This is a genomic window from Paenibacillus yanchengensis, assembly GCF_042684845.1.
Taxonomy (GTDB): Bacteria; Bacillota; Bacilli; order Paenibacillales; family Paenibacillaceae; genus Pristimantibacillus; species Pristimantibacillus yanchengensis.
Genome location: NZ_JBHUMH010000007.1, coordinates 63877 through 84974 on the forward strand (window position 1 = coordinate 63877; position 21098 = coordinate 84974).

The 21098-nt window shown below is 34.3% G+C and carries 14 protein-coding genes; 12 read left to right on the forward strand and 2 right to left on the reverse strand.

What is annotated here, in order from left to right; genetic code table 11:
• The first annotated feature begins 283 nt into the window (after window positions 1-283).
• The 10 genes from ACFSTH_RS01580 (at window position 284) to ACFSTH_RS01625 (ending at window position 16444) form a co-directional block, all read left to right on the forward strand.
• Window positions 284-2962, forward strand: coding sequence for a right-handed parallel beta-helix repeat-containing protein (locus tag ACFSTH_RS01580; protein WP_377775620.1), 2679 nt, complete (start codon window positions 284-286; stop codon window positions 2960-2962).
• 273 nt (window positions 2963-3235) lie between these two features.
• On the forward strand, window positions 3236-4150 hold the full coding sequence (locus tag ACFSTH_RS01585; RefSeq protein WP_377775622.1) for an NAD-dependent epimerase/dehydratase family protein: 915 nt from the start codon (window positions 3236-3238) through the stop codon (window positions 4148-4150).
• Between the two features lie 28 nt (window positions 4151-4178).
• Window positions 4179-6371: an NAD-dependent epimerase/dehydratase family protein gene (locus ACFSTH_RS01590; RefSeq protein ID WP_377775624.1), complete on the forward strand. Its 2193-nt coding sequence runs from the start codon at window positions 4179-4181 to the stop codon at window positions 6369-6371.
• A gap of 4 nt (window positions 6372-6375) precedes the next feature.
• Window positions 6376-7269, forward strand: a complete 894-nt coding sequence (locus tag ACFSTH_RS01595; RefSeq protein ID WP_377775626.1) for a tetratricopeptide repeat protein — start codon at window positions 6376-6378, stop codon at window positions 7267-7269.
• 1 nt (window position 7270) lies between these two features.
• Entirely contained in the window at window positions 7271-9130 is a 1860-nt protein-coding gene (locus ACFSTH_RS01600; RefSeq protein ID WP_377775628.1) for a DUF2194 domain-containing protein, read from the forward strand.
• A gap of 4 nt (window positions 9131-9134) precedes the next feature.
• Window positions 9135-10547, forward strand: a complete 1413-nt coding sequence (gene pelF / locus ACFSTH_RS01605; RefSeq protein ID WP_377775630.1) for a GT4 family glycosyltransferase PelF — start codon at window positions 9135-9137, stop codon at window positions 10545-10547.
• A 1-nt stretch (window position 10548) separates the two neighbouring features.
• Entirely contained in the window at window positions 10549-13653 is a 3105-nt protein-coding gene (gene pelG / locus ACFSTH_RS01610; protein ID WP_377775632.1) for an exopolysaccharide Pel transporter PelG, read from the forward strand.
• Window position 13654: 1 nt separating this feature from the next.
• Complete coding sequence (locus tag ACFSTH_RS01615; RefSeq protein ID WP_377775634.1) at window positions 13655-14365, forward strand: polyphosphate polymerase domain-containing protein; 711 nt, start codon at window positions 13655-13657, stop codon at window positions 14363-14365.
• 20 nt (window positions 14366-14385) lie between these two features.
• Entirely contained in the window at window positions 14386-15054 is a 669-nt protein-coding gene (locus ACFSTH_RS01620) for a DUF4956 domain-containing protein (RefSeq protein ID WP_377775636.1), read from the forward strand.
• A 34-nt stretch (window positions 15055-15088) separates the two neighbouring features.
• Window positions 15089-16444, forward strand: a complete 1356-nt coding sequence (locus ACFSTH_RS01625; protein ID WP_377775638.1) for a metallophosphoesterase — start codon at window positions 15089-15091, stop codon at window positions 16442-16444.
• 50 nt (window positions 16445-16494) lie between these two features.
• Here the strand turns inward: ACFSTH_RS01625 and pdxR are convergent, their stop codons facing one another.
• Together pdxR and ACFSTH_RS01635 are read right to left on the reverse strand one after the other, a co-directional pair.
• Window positions 16495-17925, reverse strand: coding sequence for a MocR-like pyridoxine biosynthesis transcription factor PdxR (gene pdxR / locus ACFSTH_RS01630; RefSeq protein ID WP_377775640.1), 1431 nt, complete (start codon window positions 17923-17925; stop codon window positions 16495-16497).
• Between the two features lie 367 nt (window positions 17926-18292).
• Window positions 18293-18979: a hypothetical protein gene (locus tag ACFSTH_RS01635; protein WP_377775642.1), complete on the reverse strand. Its 687-nt coding sequence runs from the start codon at window positions 18977-18979 to the stop codon at window positions 18293-18295.
• Window positions 18980-19296: 317 nt separating this feature from the next.
• On the opposite strand from ACFSTH_RS01635, the gene ACFSTH_RS01640 reads away from it, so the two are divergent.
• Window positions 19297-20427, forward strand: coding sequence for a betaine/proline/choline family ABC transporter ATP-binding protein (locus ACFSTH_RS01640; protein WP_377775644.1), 1131 nt, complete (start codon window positions 19297-19299; stop codon window positions 20425-20427).
• Complete coding sequence (locus ACFSTH_RS01645) at window positions 20427-21080, forward strand: ABC transporter permease (protein WP_377775646.1); 654 nt, start codon at window positions 20427-20429, stop codon at window positions 21078-21080. The genes ACFSTH_RS01640 and ACFSTH_RS01645 overlap by 1 nt, the downstream gene beginning before the upstream one ends.
• Window positions 21081-21098 lie beyond the last annotated feature (18 nt).

Consider the following 21098-nt stretch of genomic DNA (forward strand, 5'->3'; position numbering starts at 1 on the left):
TTTAAAAAAAATTACACTACATATAGTTAGGAAAACTAGGTATTATAGTTAATAAATGATAAAATATGTATAACTATTACTTATATTGAGTAAATAGTTTTTTTGTTGTTATTTTATGGAAGTTTATAGCTGAATTAAAAGAAAGTTGTAAGTCAAACGTTTGTCCGTATTATAGAAAATTATGTTATGATAAAATTTAATTATAGCTATATATAGTGAAAAAAGGAAAAAAGGTAGATTACTTGTTATGGAGTCTTAGACTTAGAGTTAGGGGCTGTTCTTTATGGTGGAAGATAGTAAAAAACTACGTATTGAAAGAAGCATGCGCAGTGTAAAGATCAGTTTTATTATGTGTATGGTAATGATGTTTTTTTTGTCACATGTAAATGCTCTATCCTATTCAGATAATTATTCTCCAGGGAAAATTTATTATGTGTCTGTGACAGGAAATGATAATAGTAAAGGTACGAAAGAAGATCCGTGGAGATCTATTCAAAAAGCTGCTGATAGCTTAATGCCTGGAGAAACAGTATTAGTTAGAGAAGGAATTTATGAAGAGTTTATTTTGATGCGTAATTCTGGTAATGAAAAGCATGGATCTATTGTATTTCAAGCTTATCCAGGTGAAGAAGTTATTATAGATGGAAGTAAATTAAAGGTTTCTAGTGGAAAAGGTGCTTTATTTCATTTTCGTGGTGCAAATCATGTTATCGTTGATGGTTTTGAAATTAGAGGTTTAACTAGTAATAGTTCAAATGAGTATCCTGCAGGAATTAAGATACAAGGCGGCGGGTCTCACATTCAAATATTAAATAATAATGTACATCATATACAAAACGTATCGTCTAGAGGAAATGCACATGGGATTTTAGTTTATGGAGATAATTTTAAAGCGATTACAGATATTGTGATAAGTGGAAACGATGTACATGATTTAGTCACTGGTTCTAGTGAATCCGTAACAGTAGTAGGAAATGTAGATGGTTTTATTATCGATAATAATAGAATACATGATAATAATAATATAGGCATCGACATTGCTGGATTTTATAATACGTGCTCTAAACCTTGTGAAGATCAAGCACGCAATGGAGTTGTGTCTAGTAATATTGTTTATAATATCGATACCAGAAACAATCCTGTTTATGGGAAAAACAATGGAATTGCAGCAGGGATATACGTAGATGGTGGAAGAAATGTAATTATTGAAAATAATGAAGTTTACAATAATAATTTTGGAATTGAACTTGCAAGTGAAAAATACTCCAAATCGACAAGTGATGTTATAGTCCAAAATAACTATATACATCATAATAAGGGTGCCGGTTTAATTATGGGAGGCTCCGGAACTAATAATGGTGGAGCTTACAATAATAATGTAATTAATAATACTTTCTATATGAATGATAATCTGCAACTAGGTTATGGTGAAGTTACGATTCAGAATCATAATGAGAACAATACTATTGCTAATAATATATTTTATACTTTTCCTAAGAAATCATTTATTAGAAAATCTAACACTACTGGTAAAAATAATGTTATTGATTACAATTTATATTATAGAGTAGATGATGTTAACTCAATAAGTTGGAGATATGATGGAGTTACTTATAAAACTTGGGCTGAATTTCAACGGAGTACTGGCTTCGATCGTAACTCGATATATAATGATCCTCAAATCGAAAAGATTGAAAGCAATGATATTAATGTAGCCAAATTTTCGCCAGCTATTGATCGTGGAACATCTAAAATAGGGATGCTTCCAGAGCATGACTATTATGGTCAACAAAGAATGATAGGTAAACAAGTTGATATAGGAGCTGTTGAGTTTAGTAATCAAAAGCCAATACCAGAACCTATAGCAACGCCAGAACCAACTGCAACACCAGAACCAACACGCGTACCTGAAGTAACGCCAGAACCTACAGTAAAACTGGGGAGTGGCGATGAACAACAAATTACAATTGATGGGCTTATTGATGACTGGCATAACTATGGAACGCTAGCAAGTAGTGAATCGAATGTACGTACTTTGAAAGCTACAATAGAAAAGGATGTATTATATGTCGCTGTGACAGGAAATTTACTACACAAAAAAAGTCAGTTGTATATTCAAGTAGACAATAAAGATACTAAGTTTGCTGTACCATATTGGTCTGAAAAAGGTGCGAATTATTTAATAGAAGACGGTGTACTATATAAATTTAACGGAAAAAAAGCAGATCAGTGGAAGTGGTCTACTATTTCGTCATATAAGAAATTAGGTCAATTTGCTCAAACTACTAACGTAATAGAATATGCTATACCACTTAAAGATATAGGTACAACGAATGAAGAACAAATTAAGATTGGTTATCTGTGGAATGATTCATCCAAGCACAAGCTTCCACTTCACAATAAAATGGTGGAGGTTGATTTGCAACAAGTTATACACCCAACTCCTCCCAGTGAAAATGGTAACCCGGAAAATTCAGGAAATGAAAAAGGGCAGAAAACCATGATAGATGGCAATAAAGCTGACTGGTCAGAAGTGAAAAAAATAGTTGAAGGTCCAGGTAATATAGCTTCGTTTAAAGTGAAAAATGATAATCAATACTTGTATTTATTAATTGAAGGTAGACTATTGAATGAAAAAATGCAAGTATTTATAAATGCTGATCTAGATTCAAATACGGGATTTCAGACAAGTCGTTGGAAAGAAACGGGAATAGATTACTTGGTTGAATATGGGTATTTATACCGATATATTGGTGATGGTAAAACGTGGTCTTATCGTGAGGTGAGTGATTTAAATGCTAATAAGGAAATTGTTCAAATGAGCGAAATTACCGAAATAGCAGTACCATTAAACTTGCTGAATTTACGTAAAGGCGATGAAATAACTATTGGATTAATGTTGAATGATGAAAGAGTTGATAAGGTGCCGCAAGACAGTATGCTCGATTATATTTTAGAATAACGATAAGTAATATATTTCCTATGTAGAAAATGATAAATACCTTGCCGTCAAAACTTAGTTTGCTACTTCTCGATAATGAGAAAAGCTATTATTATACTAAGTTTTGAAGGTGAGGTTTTTTTGTTTATAACTATAAAAATAGATTTATATACAAATGATTATATAAATGTAAAATGATGAATTACTATGGATAAAAATGTCGAAAGATGTTATTATGGAAAAGTTATGTAGAAATTGTACTATTATATCCTATTTTAGAAAGTGGGTAGAAAAATGAAAATACTAGTTACAGGTGGCTATGGTTTTATAGGCTCCTATGTTGCTGAGAGATTTGCTAAAGAAAATCATGAAATATTTATTATAGATAACTTACGTACAGGGAAGAAAAGCAACGTTTTATTTGCTCATACTGGTTATGTAGTGGATGTTGAAGATGAAGCTTGCGAACAAATATTTCAAACGCATCAGTTTGATATTGTAGTTCATTTAGCGGCTCAAGTAAGTGTAGCAGCTTCCATAGTATCTCCAATAGAAGATGCAAATATTAATATTATTGGTTTATTGAATATGCTACAACTGTCTACAAAATATAACGTCAAAAAATTCATCTTTGCATCTTCAGCAGCAGTGTATGGAGAACAGACTACATTACCTATTGTTGAACAGTTCAGTTGTATACCACAATCACCATATGGATTAAGCAAATATACTGGAGAACAATATTGTACTATTTGGAACGATTTTACTTCTGTTTCAACTTTATCGTTTAGATTTTCTAATGTGTATGGACCTAGACAAAATAGTGATGGTGAGGGAGGCGTGGTATCTATTTTTATGGATTGCCTTCAGTCAAATAAACCATTATTAGTGTATGGGGATGGCAATCAAACAAGGGATTTTGTTTTTGTTGAGGATGTTGCATCAGCTATATATGAAGGTGCTATGAGTTCATTGATTGGCATATATAATTTGTCTACGAATAAACAGACAAGTGTAAATGATATTATTGCTGTATTAGATAAACTCAATCCAGTAGATGATGTACGCTATTTGGAAGCACGGGTCGGGGATATAAAAGAGTCTGTACTTGATAATAGAAAATTAGTTTCTGCTTTGAATTGGACACCGGAATATACTATTGACGAAGGTCTCACTAAAACAGCGGAATATTTTCTAACAAGAGTATGAAAGTATTGATATGGAGTGAAGTTCGCTGATGAAAGTATTAATAACAGGTGGTTATGGATTTATTGGATCTCATGTGGCAGAAAGGTTTTATAAAGAAGGTAATGAAGTTTTTATTATAGATAATTTAAGTGCTTCACGTAAAGAGAATGTTGATTTTAAACACAAAAGTTATATGTTATCAATTGAGGATGAAAAGTGTTCCGAAATTTTTCGTTTTAATAAATTTGATATTGTAGTGCATGCAGCAGCTCTAACCAATACACCTTCTGATTTCCCGCATAAATCCATCAAAGAAGTACAATCCAACATTTCCGGTTTAGTTAATATGTTAACATTATCAAAAAAACATCATGTGAAAAAATTTATCTACTTATCTTCTGCTTCTGTATATGGGAATCAGGAGCATATAAGTTTACATGAGCAATTAGATTGCTCACCTGATACATCATATGGGATTAGTAAGTTGTCAGGAGAGATGTACTGTAAAGAGTGGTCAGATATACATGAATTATCAACATTAACGTTACGATTGTCTAATGTTTATGGTCCAAAACAATCTAGTAAACGAGGAGTTATTGGACGGTACTTCCATCAAGCTTTGCGCAATCAAGAGTTAGTCATATACGGTGATGGGGAACAGACTCGTGATTTTATTTATGTGGAAGATGTAGCCTATGCTGTCTATCGTGCTTCTAATAGTAATGAAGAAGGGATATACAACGTATCGACCAATGTAGCAACAAGCATTAACGAACTCGCTGCAATGTTTCAAAGATTAATGCCCGTTTCTTCTTCTATTCAAAATAAACCTAGCAAAGAAGAAGATATAAATCATATAGTACTAGATAACGCAAAGTTCATGAAAGATTTTGACTGGTCACCATTATATTCATTGGAAGAAGGTTTACAAAGAACATTTGTATATTATACGCATCAATTAGCAAAGGAGCAAATTGCTGCTTCGTCATCTGTAGCACCTGTTCGAAGTGCAGAAACAAAAGAAAATTGGCGCATAATACTAAAGAAATCTATGCCTACGCTAGAAAACATACTAGCATTTGTTTTAACGGCATGGTTAACAATAACGTATTTTAACAGCACTTACGGTACTATCGATGTGAAAATTTTCTACATAGTAATCATTGGTCTTATTTATGGGAATAAACAGTCTATCCTTGCGGTAGTACTATCTTCTGGACTGTTAATATACCAAAAAATTCAAGATGGAAGAGAATATGTATCACTAACTTATGATACAGATTTTATATTTCAGGTTGCTATTTATTTATTTATTGGTTTAGTTATTGGCTATTCTGTAGAACGAAGGAATATAATCATTCAACAACATGAAAAAACTATTAATGATTTAACTATTAAATATCACTTTTTGGAAGATGTATATCATGAGATACGTGAAGTAAAAGAGGAGCTACAAGAACGTATTCTTAATTCGAGCGATAGTTATGGAAAGGTCTACGGAGCAACAAAAGAGCTAGAGAGTTTGGAGCCCGAGCAAGTATTAACAGCAGCAGTTAATGTCATCAAAAACATATTAGATGTACCTAAAGTAGCTATCTATACGACTGATAAATCACAAGCTTACTTGCGATTATTAACAAACTATGGCTACCAACCGGATGAAATTATTCGTTCATTAAAGGTTGCTGAATATAGACAATTACAAAATATGCTACAGACAAAAGAACTTTTTATAAATAAAAAGTTTGATCCTATATATCCGCTAATGGCATCAGTTATTGAGAATAATGGGCAAGTCGTAGCGATTATAATGATCGATGGATTACAATTTGAGCAATTATCATTGTATCATCAAAATTTATTCAAAGTAACAACAGATTTGATTTCGACCGAATTAAATAAAGCTTTTCTATACAATAATGCTATGGAAGAAAAAAGATATTGGAATAATACGGAACTACTTAAATACGAGTATTTTGATTCCATTGTTAATTCTAAGAAGCAAGCATTAGAACAGCATGATGTACCATATATGATAGTTAATGCTAAATTGAATGGGATATCTGCTGAAGATGCCTCTTACTTTATTGTGCAAAAACTGAGATTAACTGATTATATGTCGCTGTTCGAAGAGAATGTGATTAGAATATTATTAGCAAACACGGACGAAAAGGCTGCTTTTCGAGTTATTGAACGACTAGTTCATGAAGAAATAACTTATTCCTTGTATAAGGAGGAGTAATATTATGCTTTGGTTATGGATTGTTCTGTACATTTTGGTCTCGTACGCTATTATTATTTTGTGTTTTAAACAGACGTGGCCAGAAAAACTATTAAAAATGGTAGTAGTAACTGCTTTACCAGTAGTCGGATGGCTAATGCCTATATTTTTTCCTCGCCGGCTAATCAATCAATCAGATGAGAAGTTTGCAGACTATGTAGAACGACAACAAGAAGCACATTCCATTCGCAATATGGGAATTCATCAAATTGTTGGAAAAGAAGAAGAGTTAAATGTCGTCTCTATTGAAGAAGCATTAATTGTCAGTGAGCATAAAGCTCGTAGACGAGTGATGATAGATGTACTTAAAAAAGATTCTATGCAGTATTTAGATGTACTACAACAAGCAGTAAGTAATGAGGATACAGAAACTTCGCATTATGCAGTAAGTGCGATTATGGAAGCAAAACGAAAGTTAGTATTATCCTTGCAGCAATTATCTGTTGAGTACGAAGAGAACCCATATAATGAAGAAGTTGTAAAAACGTATGCTGAAATTATTGATGGATATATGCGAAGTGGTTTTCTAGATGATAGAACAATGTTGCAATATAGATATACCTACTTGCAAGTATTGGATCAATATCTATTAATTTCAAACGACTTAGAATGGGCATTTCAAGAAAAAATAAAGATCGAATTAAAATTAGGAAATTATAATGGTGCGGAGAAGAGTGGACAAGCTTATTTACAATCATATCCATATAGTGAAAATGCTTATTTGCATCTTTTAAAAATCTATTATGAAATGAAATCATGGACGAAATTACAACAAACTCTAAATCTGTTGAAACAATCATCGGTAAGTTTATCTAATCAAGCACTCACAGTTGTTAGGTTTTGGTCAGAAGGAGCATAGAATGAAAAATGATGTGAAATTTAGTCGTAGTATTATTATTATTTTGATTGCAGTACTTTTGTTAGCAATAGTTACTCAAATTGCACGATCTCAGTTTGTTTTGAAATTTATGGATAATTCAACAGTGTATGAGCAAAGTGAAAATGTGAAGTTATTAAAACATGAAATGAAAAATAATTTATCGGTGAATATGACTGTCTCTGACAAAACAGCCGACAACACTTATTGTCTAGTATATGATGGTGTGGATGAGTTAAGTGTTGCGATCAAAGATAATACTATGCAAGTTTTGGAGTATATGAAGCAGCCCTATCGAGTAGTCAATATGGATAAAGAAACATTTGTGTTTGAAGAGTGTTCCGCTGTTTTATTGACGGTGTCATTAGAAGAGTTGGAATATGACATCGATAATATGGATGAGTACGTAAGTGAAGGTGGGAGCCTATTTGTTATGCGTTCAAGCCATCCAAGTGATGTAATGGCTCAAATGTATCGCAAACTAGGTTTTGTTCATTTTACACATATGATTGGTGAATTTGGAATTGAGTTAACTTCTAATGTACTAATTGGACTTAACGGATCGAGTTTTACTGATAATTTTATCTACAATGATATTGTAGCTGGTGAATTGGATGATAGTATTCAATTGTTAGCCCAAACGAGTGGTGAGTTACCGTTAATGTGGAAAAAAGAATATGGATTGGGTAGCTTCGTTATATTTAATGGAAGTGCTTTAGATCAAAAAGACTTTAGAGGAATAATATCTGGTGGGATTAGTTTGTTAACTCCAGATTATATGTATCCTATATTTAACACGAAAATATTTTATATTGATGATTTCCCAGCTCCGTTTCGTATGGGAAGGGACGAAGAGATCTATAAGCTATACGGAAAAGATATTCCTTCATTTTTTAGAGATATTTGGTGGCCACAGATGTTAAGTGCTGCTAATAAGTATGATCTTAAATACACTGCGGTTACTATTCAAACGTATCAAGATAATGTAAAGTCACCATTTCCTCGACTTGATGATGAAGAAAAACATAATTTAATATCATTTGGACGAGAAGTTATTAAAAATGAGGGAGAAGTTGGAATACATGGTTATAATCATCAGTCGATGCAAACAAATGCTAGTATAGCTAAACATTTCGACTACAAAGCATGGCCGGGAGCAGATGATATGAAGGCTTCGATAACTGCAATTTTAGAATATTTAGGGGAAGCACTACCTAACTATAAGCCTATGTCATATGTACCTCCTTCTAACGTGCTTGGACCTGAGGGAAGAAAAGCGCTAACGGAAGCATGGCCAGAAATGTCAGTAATCGCATCGTTGTATGGTATTGATCCTGATAATCGAGCATATGTACAAGAGTTTGAAGTTGCAGAAGATGGTGTTGTTGAGATGCCGAGAATTACTTCGGGATATTTCGATACACCTTATAATGTTTGGTTTGAAGCGAATACAGTTAATTCTATCGGTGTATTTTCACATTTCTTGCATCCTGATGATTTATTAGATAAAGATCGAAATCGTGATCGAGTATGGACGGATCTATACAAAGATTTTGAGCAGTTACTGAATCGGGTGGAGACAAATTATCCTTGGCTTAGAAGTATTACTTCTGCAGAGGCGGCTATAGATGTTGCACATTTATTGCAAAGTGAATTGGAGATTCAGTATGAAGGAAATCGTATTAGTGCAAAATCAACTACATTAGCAAAAGAACAGTATTTCATTTTACGAACGGATAAAAAAATTGCCGAAATGAATAATTGTGATGTGCAGCAGATTGATCAGAACACATATTTGGTTACTGCATACGAGCAGAATTTTTCATTTGAGCTAAGTAGGTGAAAATATGAAAATCTGCATTATTGCAGAAGGATCGTACCCCTATGTTACAGGTGGTGTGTCGAGCTGGATTCAAAATATTGCAATACAGATGCCTGAGCACGAGTTTATTATCTATGCAATTGCAGCTCAGAGGAAACAAAAAGGGATATTTAAATATACCTTACCCAGTAATGTAGTTGAAGTAAAAGAAGTTTTTTTGGATGCCTACATGGAAGATTCAAATAAGTGGGGACAACGTTTCAATTTAACTAAAGAGCAAAAAGATAATGTAAAGGCGTTACTGGGCGCTTCTAGTCAAATGGACTGGTTAGCTTTTATACGAATGATACGAAGTAGTCAATTTAATCAAGTTTCTGACTTTTTAACAAGTCGTGATTTTTTTGATATTTTAGAGGAAGTATGTCATGAACGCTATCCATTAGTACCATTTACGGAAATGTTTTGGGCTGTTCGATCGATGATACTTCCATTATTTTTGACGATTAGAGAAGGTATCCCAGAAGCAGATGTGTATCATAGTGTATCTACAGGATATGCTGGTGTAATCGGAGTAGTAGCGAAAGAAATTTATAATAAGCCGTTTTTACTAACTGAGCATGGGATCTATTCTCGTGAACGTGAAGAAGAAATTATTAAAGCAGACTGGGTTAAAGGTTATTTTAAAGATTTGTGGATACAGTATTTTTATCGTATTTCATCATGTGCTTACGAACATTCAAATCAAGTAGTTACATTGTTTAGTCGTAATAAAGAAATTGAAATGGAACTCGGTTGTCCTGCAGAAAAAATTTCCATTATCCCCAATGGAGTTAATATTTCAGACTATGAAAATCTTCCTGAAGATAAGCCAGTAGACGAGTTTTGGATAGGAGCAATAGTAAGAGTTGTCCCGATTAAAGACATAAAAACGATGATTCAAAGTTTCTCTTTAATTAAGGAAATGATTCCTTCAGCAAAATTTTATGTCATGGGCCCCTATGAAGAAGACTTGGATTATTATGAAGAGTGTTTACAGTTAGTAGAGATACTTCATGTGCAAGATGTAATATTTACTGGATCAATACCAATCAAAGATTACATTGGAAGAATGGATGTTCTTATGCTTACTAGTATTAGCGAAGGTCAACCTTTAGCTATATTAGAAGGAATGGCAGCTGGTAAACCGTTTGTGGCGACGAATGTAGGTAGTTGTCGAGAACTCCTAGAAGGATTGGATGATAGAATTGGGAAAGCTGGCATAATTGTTCCAGTTATGCACTATGAGATGTTAGCAAATGCAGTAATTAGTTTGTATAAAAACAGAAAAATGTGTGTTGAGATGGGCAAAAATGCTTATGAACGAGTAAAAACATACTATCGACAAAGGGATGTTATTACCAATTACAGAAAAATATATAGCAAATTAGGAGGTGAGTGAATTGGCGGGAATAGGGTTTGAATTAAGAAAATTATTTCGTGAGCAAGGCTTAGTAAATAATATAAAGGCCTATGCCTATTCGTCTTTAACAACGATAGGACCGATGATTATTAGTATGTTTTTGATCATACTGTTGCAACGAATGATGTCGACAGAAGGAACTACTTATTTGGATTGGGAGTTGTATACAGCTACTGTTTCTTATTCTTTCATCTTTTCTATTATCATTACTAGTGGTTTTACAATGGTATTAACACGATATGTTGCAGATATGATTTATCAAAAGTATTATGATAGATTAATGTCATCTTACTATGGTTCTTTGATTATTTTACTTCCACTATCATCAGTAACAGCTCTATTATTTCTGATCAATGTTTCTGCTGGTATTCATTATAAAGCTGTTGCTTTTTTGTTCTTTGTTCTCTTAACTATTGTATGGGTCCAAGGTGTATATTTGTCTGCATTAAAAGATTATGTGCGGATAGTACGCGGATTTGTTATTGGAACAATTGCAGCTATCGGAATGGGATGGTTTACGTTCTACATTATGGATATGGATATTACAACAGCCGCATTGCTTTCACTGGATGTCGGGTTTTTCCTAATTGTGATATTATCCGCCATTCACTTTGAACAGAGATTTCCACGAGCAAACGTAAAGTATTTTTTTGAGTTTCTCAAGTATTACAGAAAACATACAACTATGTTTTTTACTGGCGTTTTTGTTTATTCAGGAGTTTATTTACATAACTTTGTATATTGGTTAAGTGATAGTTCATCAGTCGTTGCTGATCAGTTTAAAATGATGCCTTTTTATGATTTACCTGTGTTCTTTGCATTTATATCTGTAATGCCAACACTAGTAACCTTTGTTATTTCTGTTGAGACAGCATTTTATACAAAGTTTAAAGTCTATTATATGCAAGTGCTAGAAGGGGGCACTATCGCAGATATAAATGAAGCGAAGTTACAAATGCAACAAACACTAATTAAACAGATTAGTAAACTGATGGAAATTCAAATATTGTGTACTATTTTGGCTGTTGCTTTAGGAATAAAATTTTTGCCGAATATAGGTTTTTCAATGAGGCAATTAGATTTATTTATCATATTAGCTTTAGCATACTTTTTGTTTATCGTCTATTTTGTTATCACTCATATTCTAATGTACTTTGATGATCAAAAAGGTGTGTTTGGCATCGGTCTAACTTATTTTATTTTGAACATTGTGTTTACCTTTATTATGATGCGATTGGAGTTTGATGGAGTGGGTATGTTTATTGCATCTTTTATAACATTATTACTTGCGTTATATCGATTAAAGTATGTACTAAAAAATATTGATTACTTTACTTTTTGTTCACAGCCAATTAACAGTATAAGCATTGACTCGAAAATAAAGGTTAAAAAGACTAGTAAAAAAATAGTTGGTTTAACTTCATTAATAATTTTAGTATTTTTGTTAAGTGCTTGTAGCAATTTGAATGATGAACAGGCTAATGAAGAAGGGGCAACGGTAAAAAATAGAGCAACTATGCCCGAAACTTTTGATACTCGTTTGGTAGAAGATAAACGAATATATGAAAGAGATGATGATAGTGAATTAAAAACACTATACATCACGGTTCTACCTCCAGAAGATGCGGCTGATAAAACGGATTGGTATACATTGAACCGACAAACTGATCCGCTTAATGCTGTAACTCTACCAGCAATTGTTCAGGAAGGTTTGAGTGATGGTAAGGGACCTAAATCTGGAATGTTTGGTTATGACGATGATTTAGCCAATGCTACTATTGAAATACGTGGTAATTCTACTTGGTTTGAATCTCAGAAGTCATATGGTATTAGATTAAAACCAGATGCGGGCACATATTTAGATCAACGTAAACTTAATTTAAACAAGCATGTGGCTGATTTGTCTCGGATGCGAAATAAACTAAGCTTTGATCTAATGGAAACAATTCCTAATATGTCTAGTTTGCGCACCCAGTATATACATGTATACGTGAAAGATTTATCAAATAATAACAGTGATACTAGTTATCAGGATCTAGGGTTATTTACTCACATTGAGCAACCGAATAAGAAGTTTTTGAAAGCTCACTTGTTAGATCCCAATGGTCATGTTTATAAAGCTATTAACTTTGAATATTTTTTAAGTGATGAAATAAAAAACTATAACGATCCAGCATATGATGAAGCAATGTTTGAACAGATTTTAGAGATTAAAGGAAATAAAGATCACAGTAAATTGATTCGTATGCTAGAAGATGTAAATAATCTTGGTATACCTATTGAAGAAACAATTGCGAAACATTTTGATGAAGAAAATTTTTTAACTTGGACAGCCTTAAATATTTTAATAGATAACGTTGATACAATGTCACAGAACTTTTATCTGTATTCTCCACTTAACTCTGAAATATGGTATCTACTTCCGTGGGATTATGATTATTCTTTCCATAGAGCACGAAATCGGCATCCATTTCAACATGGGATTAGTACTTACTGGGGAAATGTTATACACTCTCGTTACTTTAGAAGTGAGAAGAATGTGGAAAAACTTCTGAAAAAAGTCGAAGAGTTGGAGGATTATGTGAATCAAGAAACCATAGCAAAACAAATTGATAAATACCGTGATATTGTTGAGCCATTTTTACACCGTATGCCGGATAAAAACTATTTGCCTAAACATGTATCCGAATTTGATGCGGAACTAAATAAGATGATTGAAACACCAAAGCTAAGTAAGGAACTATTAATGAAAGATATAGAGAGACCGAAGCCTTTTTATGTTAATGATGTTGAAGTAGAAGATGGAAAGCTCAAATTTTCGTGGGGGATTTCATTTGATATTCAAGATGATAAACTTCGTTATCAATTAACTATTGCAAAGGATGCTGCAATGAATAATGTCCTTTTTAGTGAGAATGATTTAGCAAAGGCATACCATACTTCCGAAATGTTGCCCAAAGGTATTTATTATATGAAAGTAACTGTGAAAGATGAAAAAGGGAACGAGCAATATGCATTTGATTATATCGAAGATAAAGAAAATACATTGTACTATTTCGGTACTAAGCAATTTGAGGTGAAGTAAAATGGAATTTCGAGGTCGTAAACTACGGACGGAACAAAAATTTTACTTGCATTTACATGATTATCTGACCTTGAAAAATAAAGTTACAATGGCATTAGCGATGGATCGTCATTCGATTAATTCTGATGGCTACAATATTCGAAGTCTTTATTTTGATGACCCTAAACGAAGTGCATTGGATGAAAAAAACGATGGAGTATTTAAACGAGATAAGTATCGAATTCGGATATATAACGGTGAAGATAAAACGATTAAATTGGAAAGAAAAAGTAAGTTTGGTGATTTTGTATGTAAAGAGTCGGCACCACTAACTAGACAACAATATGAGTGGATTAGGTTAGGGGAATACGGCTTTCTATATAATAGTAAAGAAAATTTATTACGCGAGTTTCATGTAGCGTTAGTGAGTTATATGTTCAGACCAATAGTCATAGTTGATTACTGGAGGGAAGCATATATCTATGAATTTGGGAATGTAAGGATAACTTTCGATAAAAAATTGTCAGCTGGTATTAACACGATTAATTTATTTGATCCCAATCTTGTATTAGAAGAAACAATACCAACAGAACAGACGATAATGGAAGTCAAGTACGATTCATTTTTACCCGATCATGTAAGAAAAATTGTTCAGCCTAAAAGTCAAATACGATCATCCATTTCAAAATACGTCATTTGTCGAGAACGATCTATTCTTCATTATAAGGAATAATATACAGTGGAGGAATTACAATGAGTTTTCAAGATATTATTAAATCAAGTGTCTTAAGACTAGAAACATTTAAATCTATATCTTTAGTAGACACAGTGCTCGGGCTATTATTCTCATTTTTAATCGGTATGTTCATTTATTGGATTTATAAAAAATCATTTCGAGGCGTTGTCTATAGTTACAATTATAACGTGTCATTTGTCTTAATGTCGATGATAACAGCACTTGTTATTATGACAATTAGCACTAATATTGTATTGTCATTGGGTATGGTTGGTGCGCTTAGTATTGTTCGTTTTAGGACAGCTGTGAAAGATCCATTAGATATAGTCTATATGTTCTGGGCGTTGTCAGCAGGTATTGCCTGCGGTGCTAAGGCATATCCACTAGCACTCGGTGGTTCTCTAATTATTGGGCTAGTAATATTATGGCTTTCCAAAAGAAAAATTCGAGAACAATCTTACTTGTTAATTGTGAGACATACAGAAGAAGCCATCAATGAATTGAGAGTAGAATTAAATAAATTAGCATCTAAATTAAAATCGAAAACAGTTCGTAAAGGATTTACAGAATTGACGGTTGAAATTTCTTTAGTTGATGATAATACATCATTTGTACAACGCATTAGTGAAATTGAAGGAGTTAATGATGTTTCGCTTGTGAATTACAATGGTGATTATGCTCAATAACTAGAGTAATCGGCGAGAATTAGAAGGTGAGTAAATGAAAAGCTCGAAAAAAATTGTGTTAATGTCACTATTTATTGTTATCGTTGTACTTGCTATATTAGGTTTTAATGGTGTCTTTGAAAAAGAACGACCTAACCCAACAACTAATAATCTAGAACATAACGAACAACCATCCAAAAATAAATTAATTATCAAGGAAGAATTACCAAGCGACGAATCTCCAAAGGGAAACTCTACAATTCCTCATGCTGTTGTTACAACATTTAAAGGTGATCCTAGTACAAGCAGGTCCTTTACTTGGCATACATTTCAACGGCAAGATCGAGCTGTTATTCAATTAATTGAGGGCGAGAATTTAGCAGATTTTCGAAATCAGACAAATATTAGTACGTTTGAAGGTGAAGTTTCAGAATTAACATTGGAAAATAATATTACGAAGGCTGTTTATAAAGTGCAAGCAACTAGTTTACAACCTAACACTATGTACACATATCGTGTCGGTGATGGTGAAGAAGAAAATTGGAGTGAGTTCCATACATTCATAACGGCAGCAGCAGATGTTGATTCCTTCACTTTCATTAATGTTACTGATTCACAAGGAATAACGGAGTATGATTTTGATCAATGGCAGCAAACATTACAAGTCGCTTTTGAATCGTTTCCGGAATCAGCGTTCATTGTGCATAATGGGGACTTAACGGAACATCCTGAAGAGGATACTTCTTGGAATTACTTGTTGGAAAAGGCTAAACCATGGATTACAACCTATCCGATAATGCCGGTCACTGGAAATCATGAATTGGTAAAAAAATCAGCGGATGCTTTTATTTCACATTTTAATCTTCCGATAAATGGTGCGGCTGGGGTTGTAGAAGGCACAAACTATTCCTTTGACTATGGTCCTGTTCACTTTGTTATGTTGAACACAGAGTCAAAAATTAAAGATCAAGCAGAGTGGTTACAAGATAATTTGGCAGCTAATGAACAGCCATGGACTATAGTAGCCATTCATCGACCTGCATTTGGAGGAAATCAAGATAAAAAAGTTGTTAAACATCTTGTTCCAATTTTTGATCAGTTTAATGTTGATCTTGTATTACAAGGACATAACCATGAATATTCTAGGTCATATCCATTAAAAGGGAATGAGGTTGTTGGAAACAATGAAAGAGGAACCGTATACGTAACTACCAACTCATCAGGGACAAAGTTTAACGAAAAAAAAGCGAGTCAGTTTTATCATCAAGTCCATTTTCAAAATTATAAACCTATGTTTGCAGCGCTTCAAATTAATCAAAACAAATTGATATATGAAGCTTATTCTATAGACGGTAAAAAGTTAGATGAATTTACATTAGAACGCAATAATAATCCTTATTCTGAGAAATAAACTATTATTTAATTTGTTTCATAAAACAAATCATGTGCAGAGATGTTCTTCTACAGCAACATCTCTGCAAAACGAAAAATCCCCTCTGCAATCGCTTGTTCTTCTACTTTAGCAAATCCTAAAACCCATCCTTTTCGATTGCTATCCAAGCAATAGTTGCTTAATGGATAAACTCGAATGCCATGATCTAGTGCCTGTTTCGTTATATTAGTCTCATCAAATGACGGATCAGTTTCTAACAACATGTGCAATCCCGTTTCGACCCCGCTTAAGGTGAATTTTCCCTGCAATCCGGAGGCAATAATTGCTTTCGTCATCGCTTCATGTCTTCGGCGATATATATTGCGCACCCGTCTCATATGCCGCATAAAGTGACCATGATCCATAAAGTGAGCAAGTGTAATTTGTTCCATAATTGGAAGATGGCGATACGTTAATTGCTGCAATTTAGCAAGTTGTCGTACTGCATCCTTTGATCCAATAATGGCGGATATACGGATAGCTGGCGCGATCATTTTGGAAAAACTCATCATATACAATGTGTTTTGAGGATTTTGGCTAAAAAGTGTTGGGAGTGGGGCACCACGATAGCGAAATTCACTATCGTAATCGTCCTCGACAATCCAAAAACGCTCTTTTGCAGCTAGATGTAACAATTGTTGCCTACGTGGTTCAGACATAATGACCCCAACGGCACATTGATGGGAAGGTGTAACAAACACCAGTTTGGACTTGGGATGAATGTCATGAACATCAAGCCCATATTCATCCACTTTAACAGGATGGACATGCATTTTTCGATATTTCATTGCCATCCAAGCAGCAGGAAACCCCGGATCTTCTACAGAAACAACATCTCCTTCGTTCAAAAGCGCTTGTGCAATTAAATCAAGTCCATGCTGTGCCCCGGATGTTAATAATATTTGATCAACATGAACATGAACACCTCGTTCCAAAGACAAATAACGTTGAATTTGTTCACGTAGTGGTAAAAATCCGTAAGCATCGCCATATGCCCAATCGCTAACGTTCATTCTTTTTGAAGCTTGTAAAAAGGAATTTCGCCAAAGTTTCTGAAATTGTTCGTCTACATATGGCTCATGAGGAGTGAAATTAATTTCTAGCAATTGTTTTTTTGTTTCACCGAACCAATCCTGCAACTGATCAGTCGTATTATCTAACAAAGGTAATGGAGGGGGAAGCAAGTTTTCTGCTACTATCTCCTCAGTCGGACGTTCAATAAATGTCCACTCACTCACTCTCGTACCACCACGCCTAGAAGTAACCGTATACCCTCGACTATGTAATTCTTCATAAACCGTTTGTATAGTAGAGCGTGAAACGCCAATTAAAAGGGCAAGCTCTCTAGTTGGCAGGAGCAGCTCCCCGGGGGGCCAGTTTCCAGTTGTAATATTATGAATGGCTTGATCAAGCAATTGCTGCCAAATCGGACGTTTATCTTCACGATTAAATGTTAACATATGTTGTGCTCCTACATTTATTATTGTAATGTTTGATAGAGAAACAAGAAATTCATTCTATTGTAGTTATACTAGCATGATTAGTTATTGTAGCACAATAATAGCAGCCAGACTTCGATGTCACGAAGTACATATACAATAACACTGATAAATCATCCCAAATATCTGTTTTTTAGGTTACCGGTTATGAAGAGGGTAGCTATAATGAGTGAACAGTAAGCCAAGTAGTAAATAATAGCGCAGTAATTATACGATGGAGGAGATTGATTTGGGGAAATTTGCAAAGGTTTTCAGTATTTTAGTTAAGGAATAAATTCCATAAGTGATGGATTATCAGTAGTAAAGTAGGATAATCCATCACAACATATTAACTGTAAGTAAGAAAAGTAGCGCAGTATTCACACTCTTTGTATTCTTCTTTATATAGTACAGTGCTTGCTCCGCAATTGGGACAACTGAAACTTTTCGGGCTAACCTTCTTTTTACTTGCTGGAGGGGAAGTGGCCACTTGTTGCTTTGGTTCTTGCTCTTGCTGCTGTGGTGGAATTACTTCTCTTTGGTCTGTTAGTACAATTCTTCCTGTTTGTTCAACGATATGTAGATTTTGTAGTTGTCCACATGCCATTAAATAGTAAAAATCATTTTTAATAAACTCTGGTCTCAGATTCATGACACTTGCAATGGCATGAAGGGAATCTAATCTATTGACATATAGTAACGTTTTATAATGCTCACTCCGGACGAAAATTTGGTCAATTTTTTTTCTTGATTTAATTTGAAAAAAGCCTGCAATGATAAGACAAAATATGAAAACGGGAGTAAAAGCTGTTGTATCCGTATTATCAGACGAAGGAGCAAATTTCAAAAGAACAAAAAATGCAGCCAAGATCAGAAAGAGATTTCTAAAAATCGCATAGTCTTTCGAGCGCAAATAGGAATAATCTTTATGCCCTATAAAGCGAATAATTAATAAAATTAGTCCAGCAGGAAAGAAGACAATCATCAAAAATAAAATTAATCCAGCATGAAAAATTGGTTTTCTTAGTGTATTCATCAGGTACTCTCCTTAGACATTTGAAAATGTAGTGTTACATTCAGTTTAGCAAATTACTATTTCCAATACCATCCTTTTTGCAATTTTACTTTCCATTTGTAGATAATTATTTCACCATTTCCAGCCGTTAAAATGATAATATTGGACATTATGGCAGGATACATGTGTATAAGTCAGGATATAGCACTAAAAGTACTCTCCGTCAGTTCTCCTCCATGAATACCCCTGTATACCGCACGATCTGCTAGGATTAGAGCTTTGCTATTAGAAACACTTGTGCGTATAGTTAAGGATGTAACTAAAACAGGAGGGTACTTATGCTCAAATTTGAAAACGTAAGCAAAGTGTATAACAATGGATTTCAAGCGGTAAAGTCGGTAAATCTTGAAATTCTGAAAGGGGAATTTGTCGTTTTAATTGGGCCGAGTGGATCAGGGAAAACGACCACAATGAAAATGATCAATCGGCTGGCTCCTCATACGAGTGGCACCATATTTGTGGACGGTAAAGATATTCGTTCCTTAAATTTGGTAGAGCTACGCAGAAATATAGGCTATGTGATTCAGCAGGCTGGATTATTTCCCCACTACACGATAGAGAAAAATATTGCCGTAGTTCCCAAATTGAAAGGCTGGAACGCAAGTAAGGTGAAACAGCGTGTGCATGAGTTGCTCAAGCTAGTTGGTCTTGATCCAGAAGTGTATGCTAATCGATATCCGAAACAATTATCAGGTGGTCAGCAGCAAAGAGTCGGCGTTGCCAGAGCATTGGCAGCGGATCCGGACATTATATTAATGGATGAGCCGTTTGGTGCGCTTGATCCAATTACTAGAGAACAATTACAAGCAGAATTAATTAAGTTGCAACGGAAGCTTAAAAAGACAATCGTATTTGTAACGCATGATATGGACGAAGCGTTAAAGTTGGGCGATCGGATCGCCATTATGAAAGATGGAGAGTTGCTTCAATTTGATACGCCAGAAAAATTGTTACACGAACCAGCACATGGTTTTGTAGAAGAATTTATAGGAAAACATCGGATGATTCAAAACCCCGAATTAATGCCAATAACAGATGTATTAACAGATAAAACCTACACATCACATCCTGAACGCTCACCCGAAAGAGCTCTCGCTTATATGCGTAAACATAAAATTAATTCCTTAGTTATTGTTGATGAAAACGAAGCATTCATCGGTATGATATCTGCTTACGATCTAATTGCTAAAATTGGAAAAGTAAGTACGATCGAAGAAATAGTATTGTCTGATCATGTTTATTTGCGCGAGGATGCAACAGCAAAAGATGCTATTGCTACAATGCCAGAAGCATCATTAGGTATTATTCCGGTTCTTGATTCCGAAGATAAAGTGCTTGGCTTAGTGACACGCGGAACGTTACTTACAGCATTGTCTAGCCAGTGGGTGGAAACGGAGGAAAAAGCTTAATGAAAGATCTATCATTGTGGAAACAGTTAACAGAGCAATTTAAAATGCGGTGGGAAGATTTGTTATCATCGACATTTACTCATATAGAACTTGTTTTAATATCGATGGTACTAGCTATTGTTGTAGCTGTCCCATTAGGTATATTAATCACTAGAGTTCGATCTTTAGCAACGCCCGTTATAAGTGGTGCTGGTATATTGCAAACGATACCTAGTTTAGCCATGTTAGGATTTATGATCCCATTATTTGGAATAGGAACTAAAACAGCGGTAGCAGCTTTGTTTTTATATTCGTTACTACCAATTATTCGTAATACGTACACAGGAATAAAAGATGTTGATCCAGCAGTTACCGAAGCTGCACGTGGGCTTGGTATGACAAGTTGGCAAATATTATTTAAAGTGGAACTACCATTATCCGCATCTGTCATCATGGCGGGTGTTCGTACGGCAGCCGTTATTAACGTTGGTACTGCAACACTAGCAGCATTTATCGGTGGTGGCGGACTGGGGGAATTTATATTTTTAGGAATAACACGGAATATTGATGCGCTTATATTGCTTGGGGCGATACCAGCAGCATTGTTAGCTATTATTCTTGAATTTTCTTTAGCTAAATTAGAGCGGGTTACTACACCAAAAGGTTTAAAATAAATGTTCAGAGGGAGTTTT

Coding starts and splice junctions, on each gene's coding strand:
- ACFSTH_RS01615 (WP_377775634.1), top strand. CDS start 13,655: ATGGAATTTCGAGGTCGTAAACTACGGACGGAACAAAAATTTTACTTG.
- ACFSTH_RS01635 (WP_377775642.1), bottom strand. CDS start 18,979: ATGAATACACTAAGAAAACCAATTTTTCATGCTGGATTAATTTTATTT.
- ACFSTH_RS01645 (WP_377775646.1), top strand. CDS start 20,427: ATGAAAGATCTATCATTGTGGAAACAGTTAACAGAGCAATTTAAAATG.
- ACFSTH_RS01595 (WP_377775626.1), top strand. CDS start 6,376: ATGCTTTGGTTATGGATTGTTCTGTACATTTTGGTCTCGTACGCTATT.
- pdxR (WP_377775640.1), bottom strand. CDS start 17,925: ATGTTAACATTTAATCGTGAAGATAAACGTCCGATTTGGCAGCAATTG.
- ACFSTH_RS01600 (WP_377775628.1), top strand. CDS start 7,271: ATGAAAAATGATGTGAAATTTAGTCGTAGTATTATTATTATTTTGATT.
- pelF (WP_377775630.1), top strand. CDS start 9,135: ATGAAAATCTGCATTATTGCAGAAGGATCGTACCCCTATGTTACAGGT.
- ACFSTH_RS01585 (WP_377775622.1), top strand. CDS start 3,236: ATGAAAATACTAGTTACAGGTGGCTATGGTTTTATAGGCTCCTATGTT.
- ACFSTH_RS01580 (WP_377775620.1), top strand. CDS start 284: ATGGTGGAAGATAGTAAAAAACTACGTATTGAAAGAAGCATGCGCAGT.
- ACFSTH_RS01620 (WP_377775636.1), top strand. CDS start 14,386: ATGAGTTTTCAAGATATTATTAAATCAAGTGTCTTAAGACTAGAAACA.
- ACFSTH_RS01590 (WP_377775624.1), top strand. CDS start 4,179: ATGAAAGTATTAATAACAGGTGGTTATGGATTTATTGGATCTCATGTG.
- ACFSTH_RS01625 (WP_377775638.1), top strand. CDS start 15,089: ATGAAAAGCTCGAAAAAAATTGTGTTAATGTCACTATTTATTGTTATC.
- ACFSTH_RS01640 (WP_377775644.1), top strand. CDS start 19,297: ATGCTCAAATTTGAAAACGTAAGCAAAGTGTATAACAATGGATTTCAA.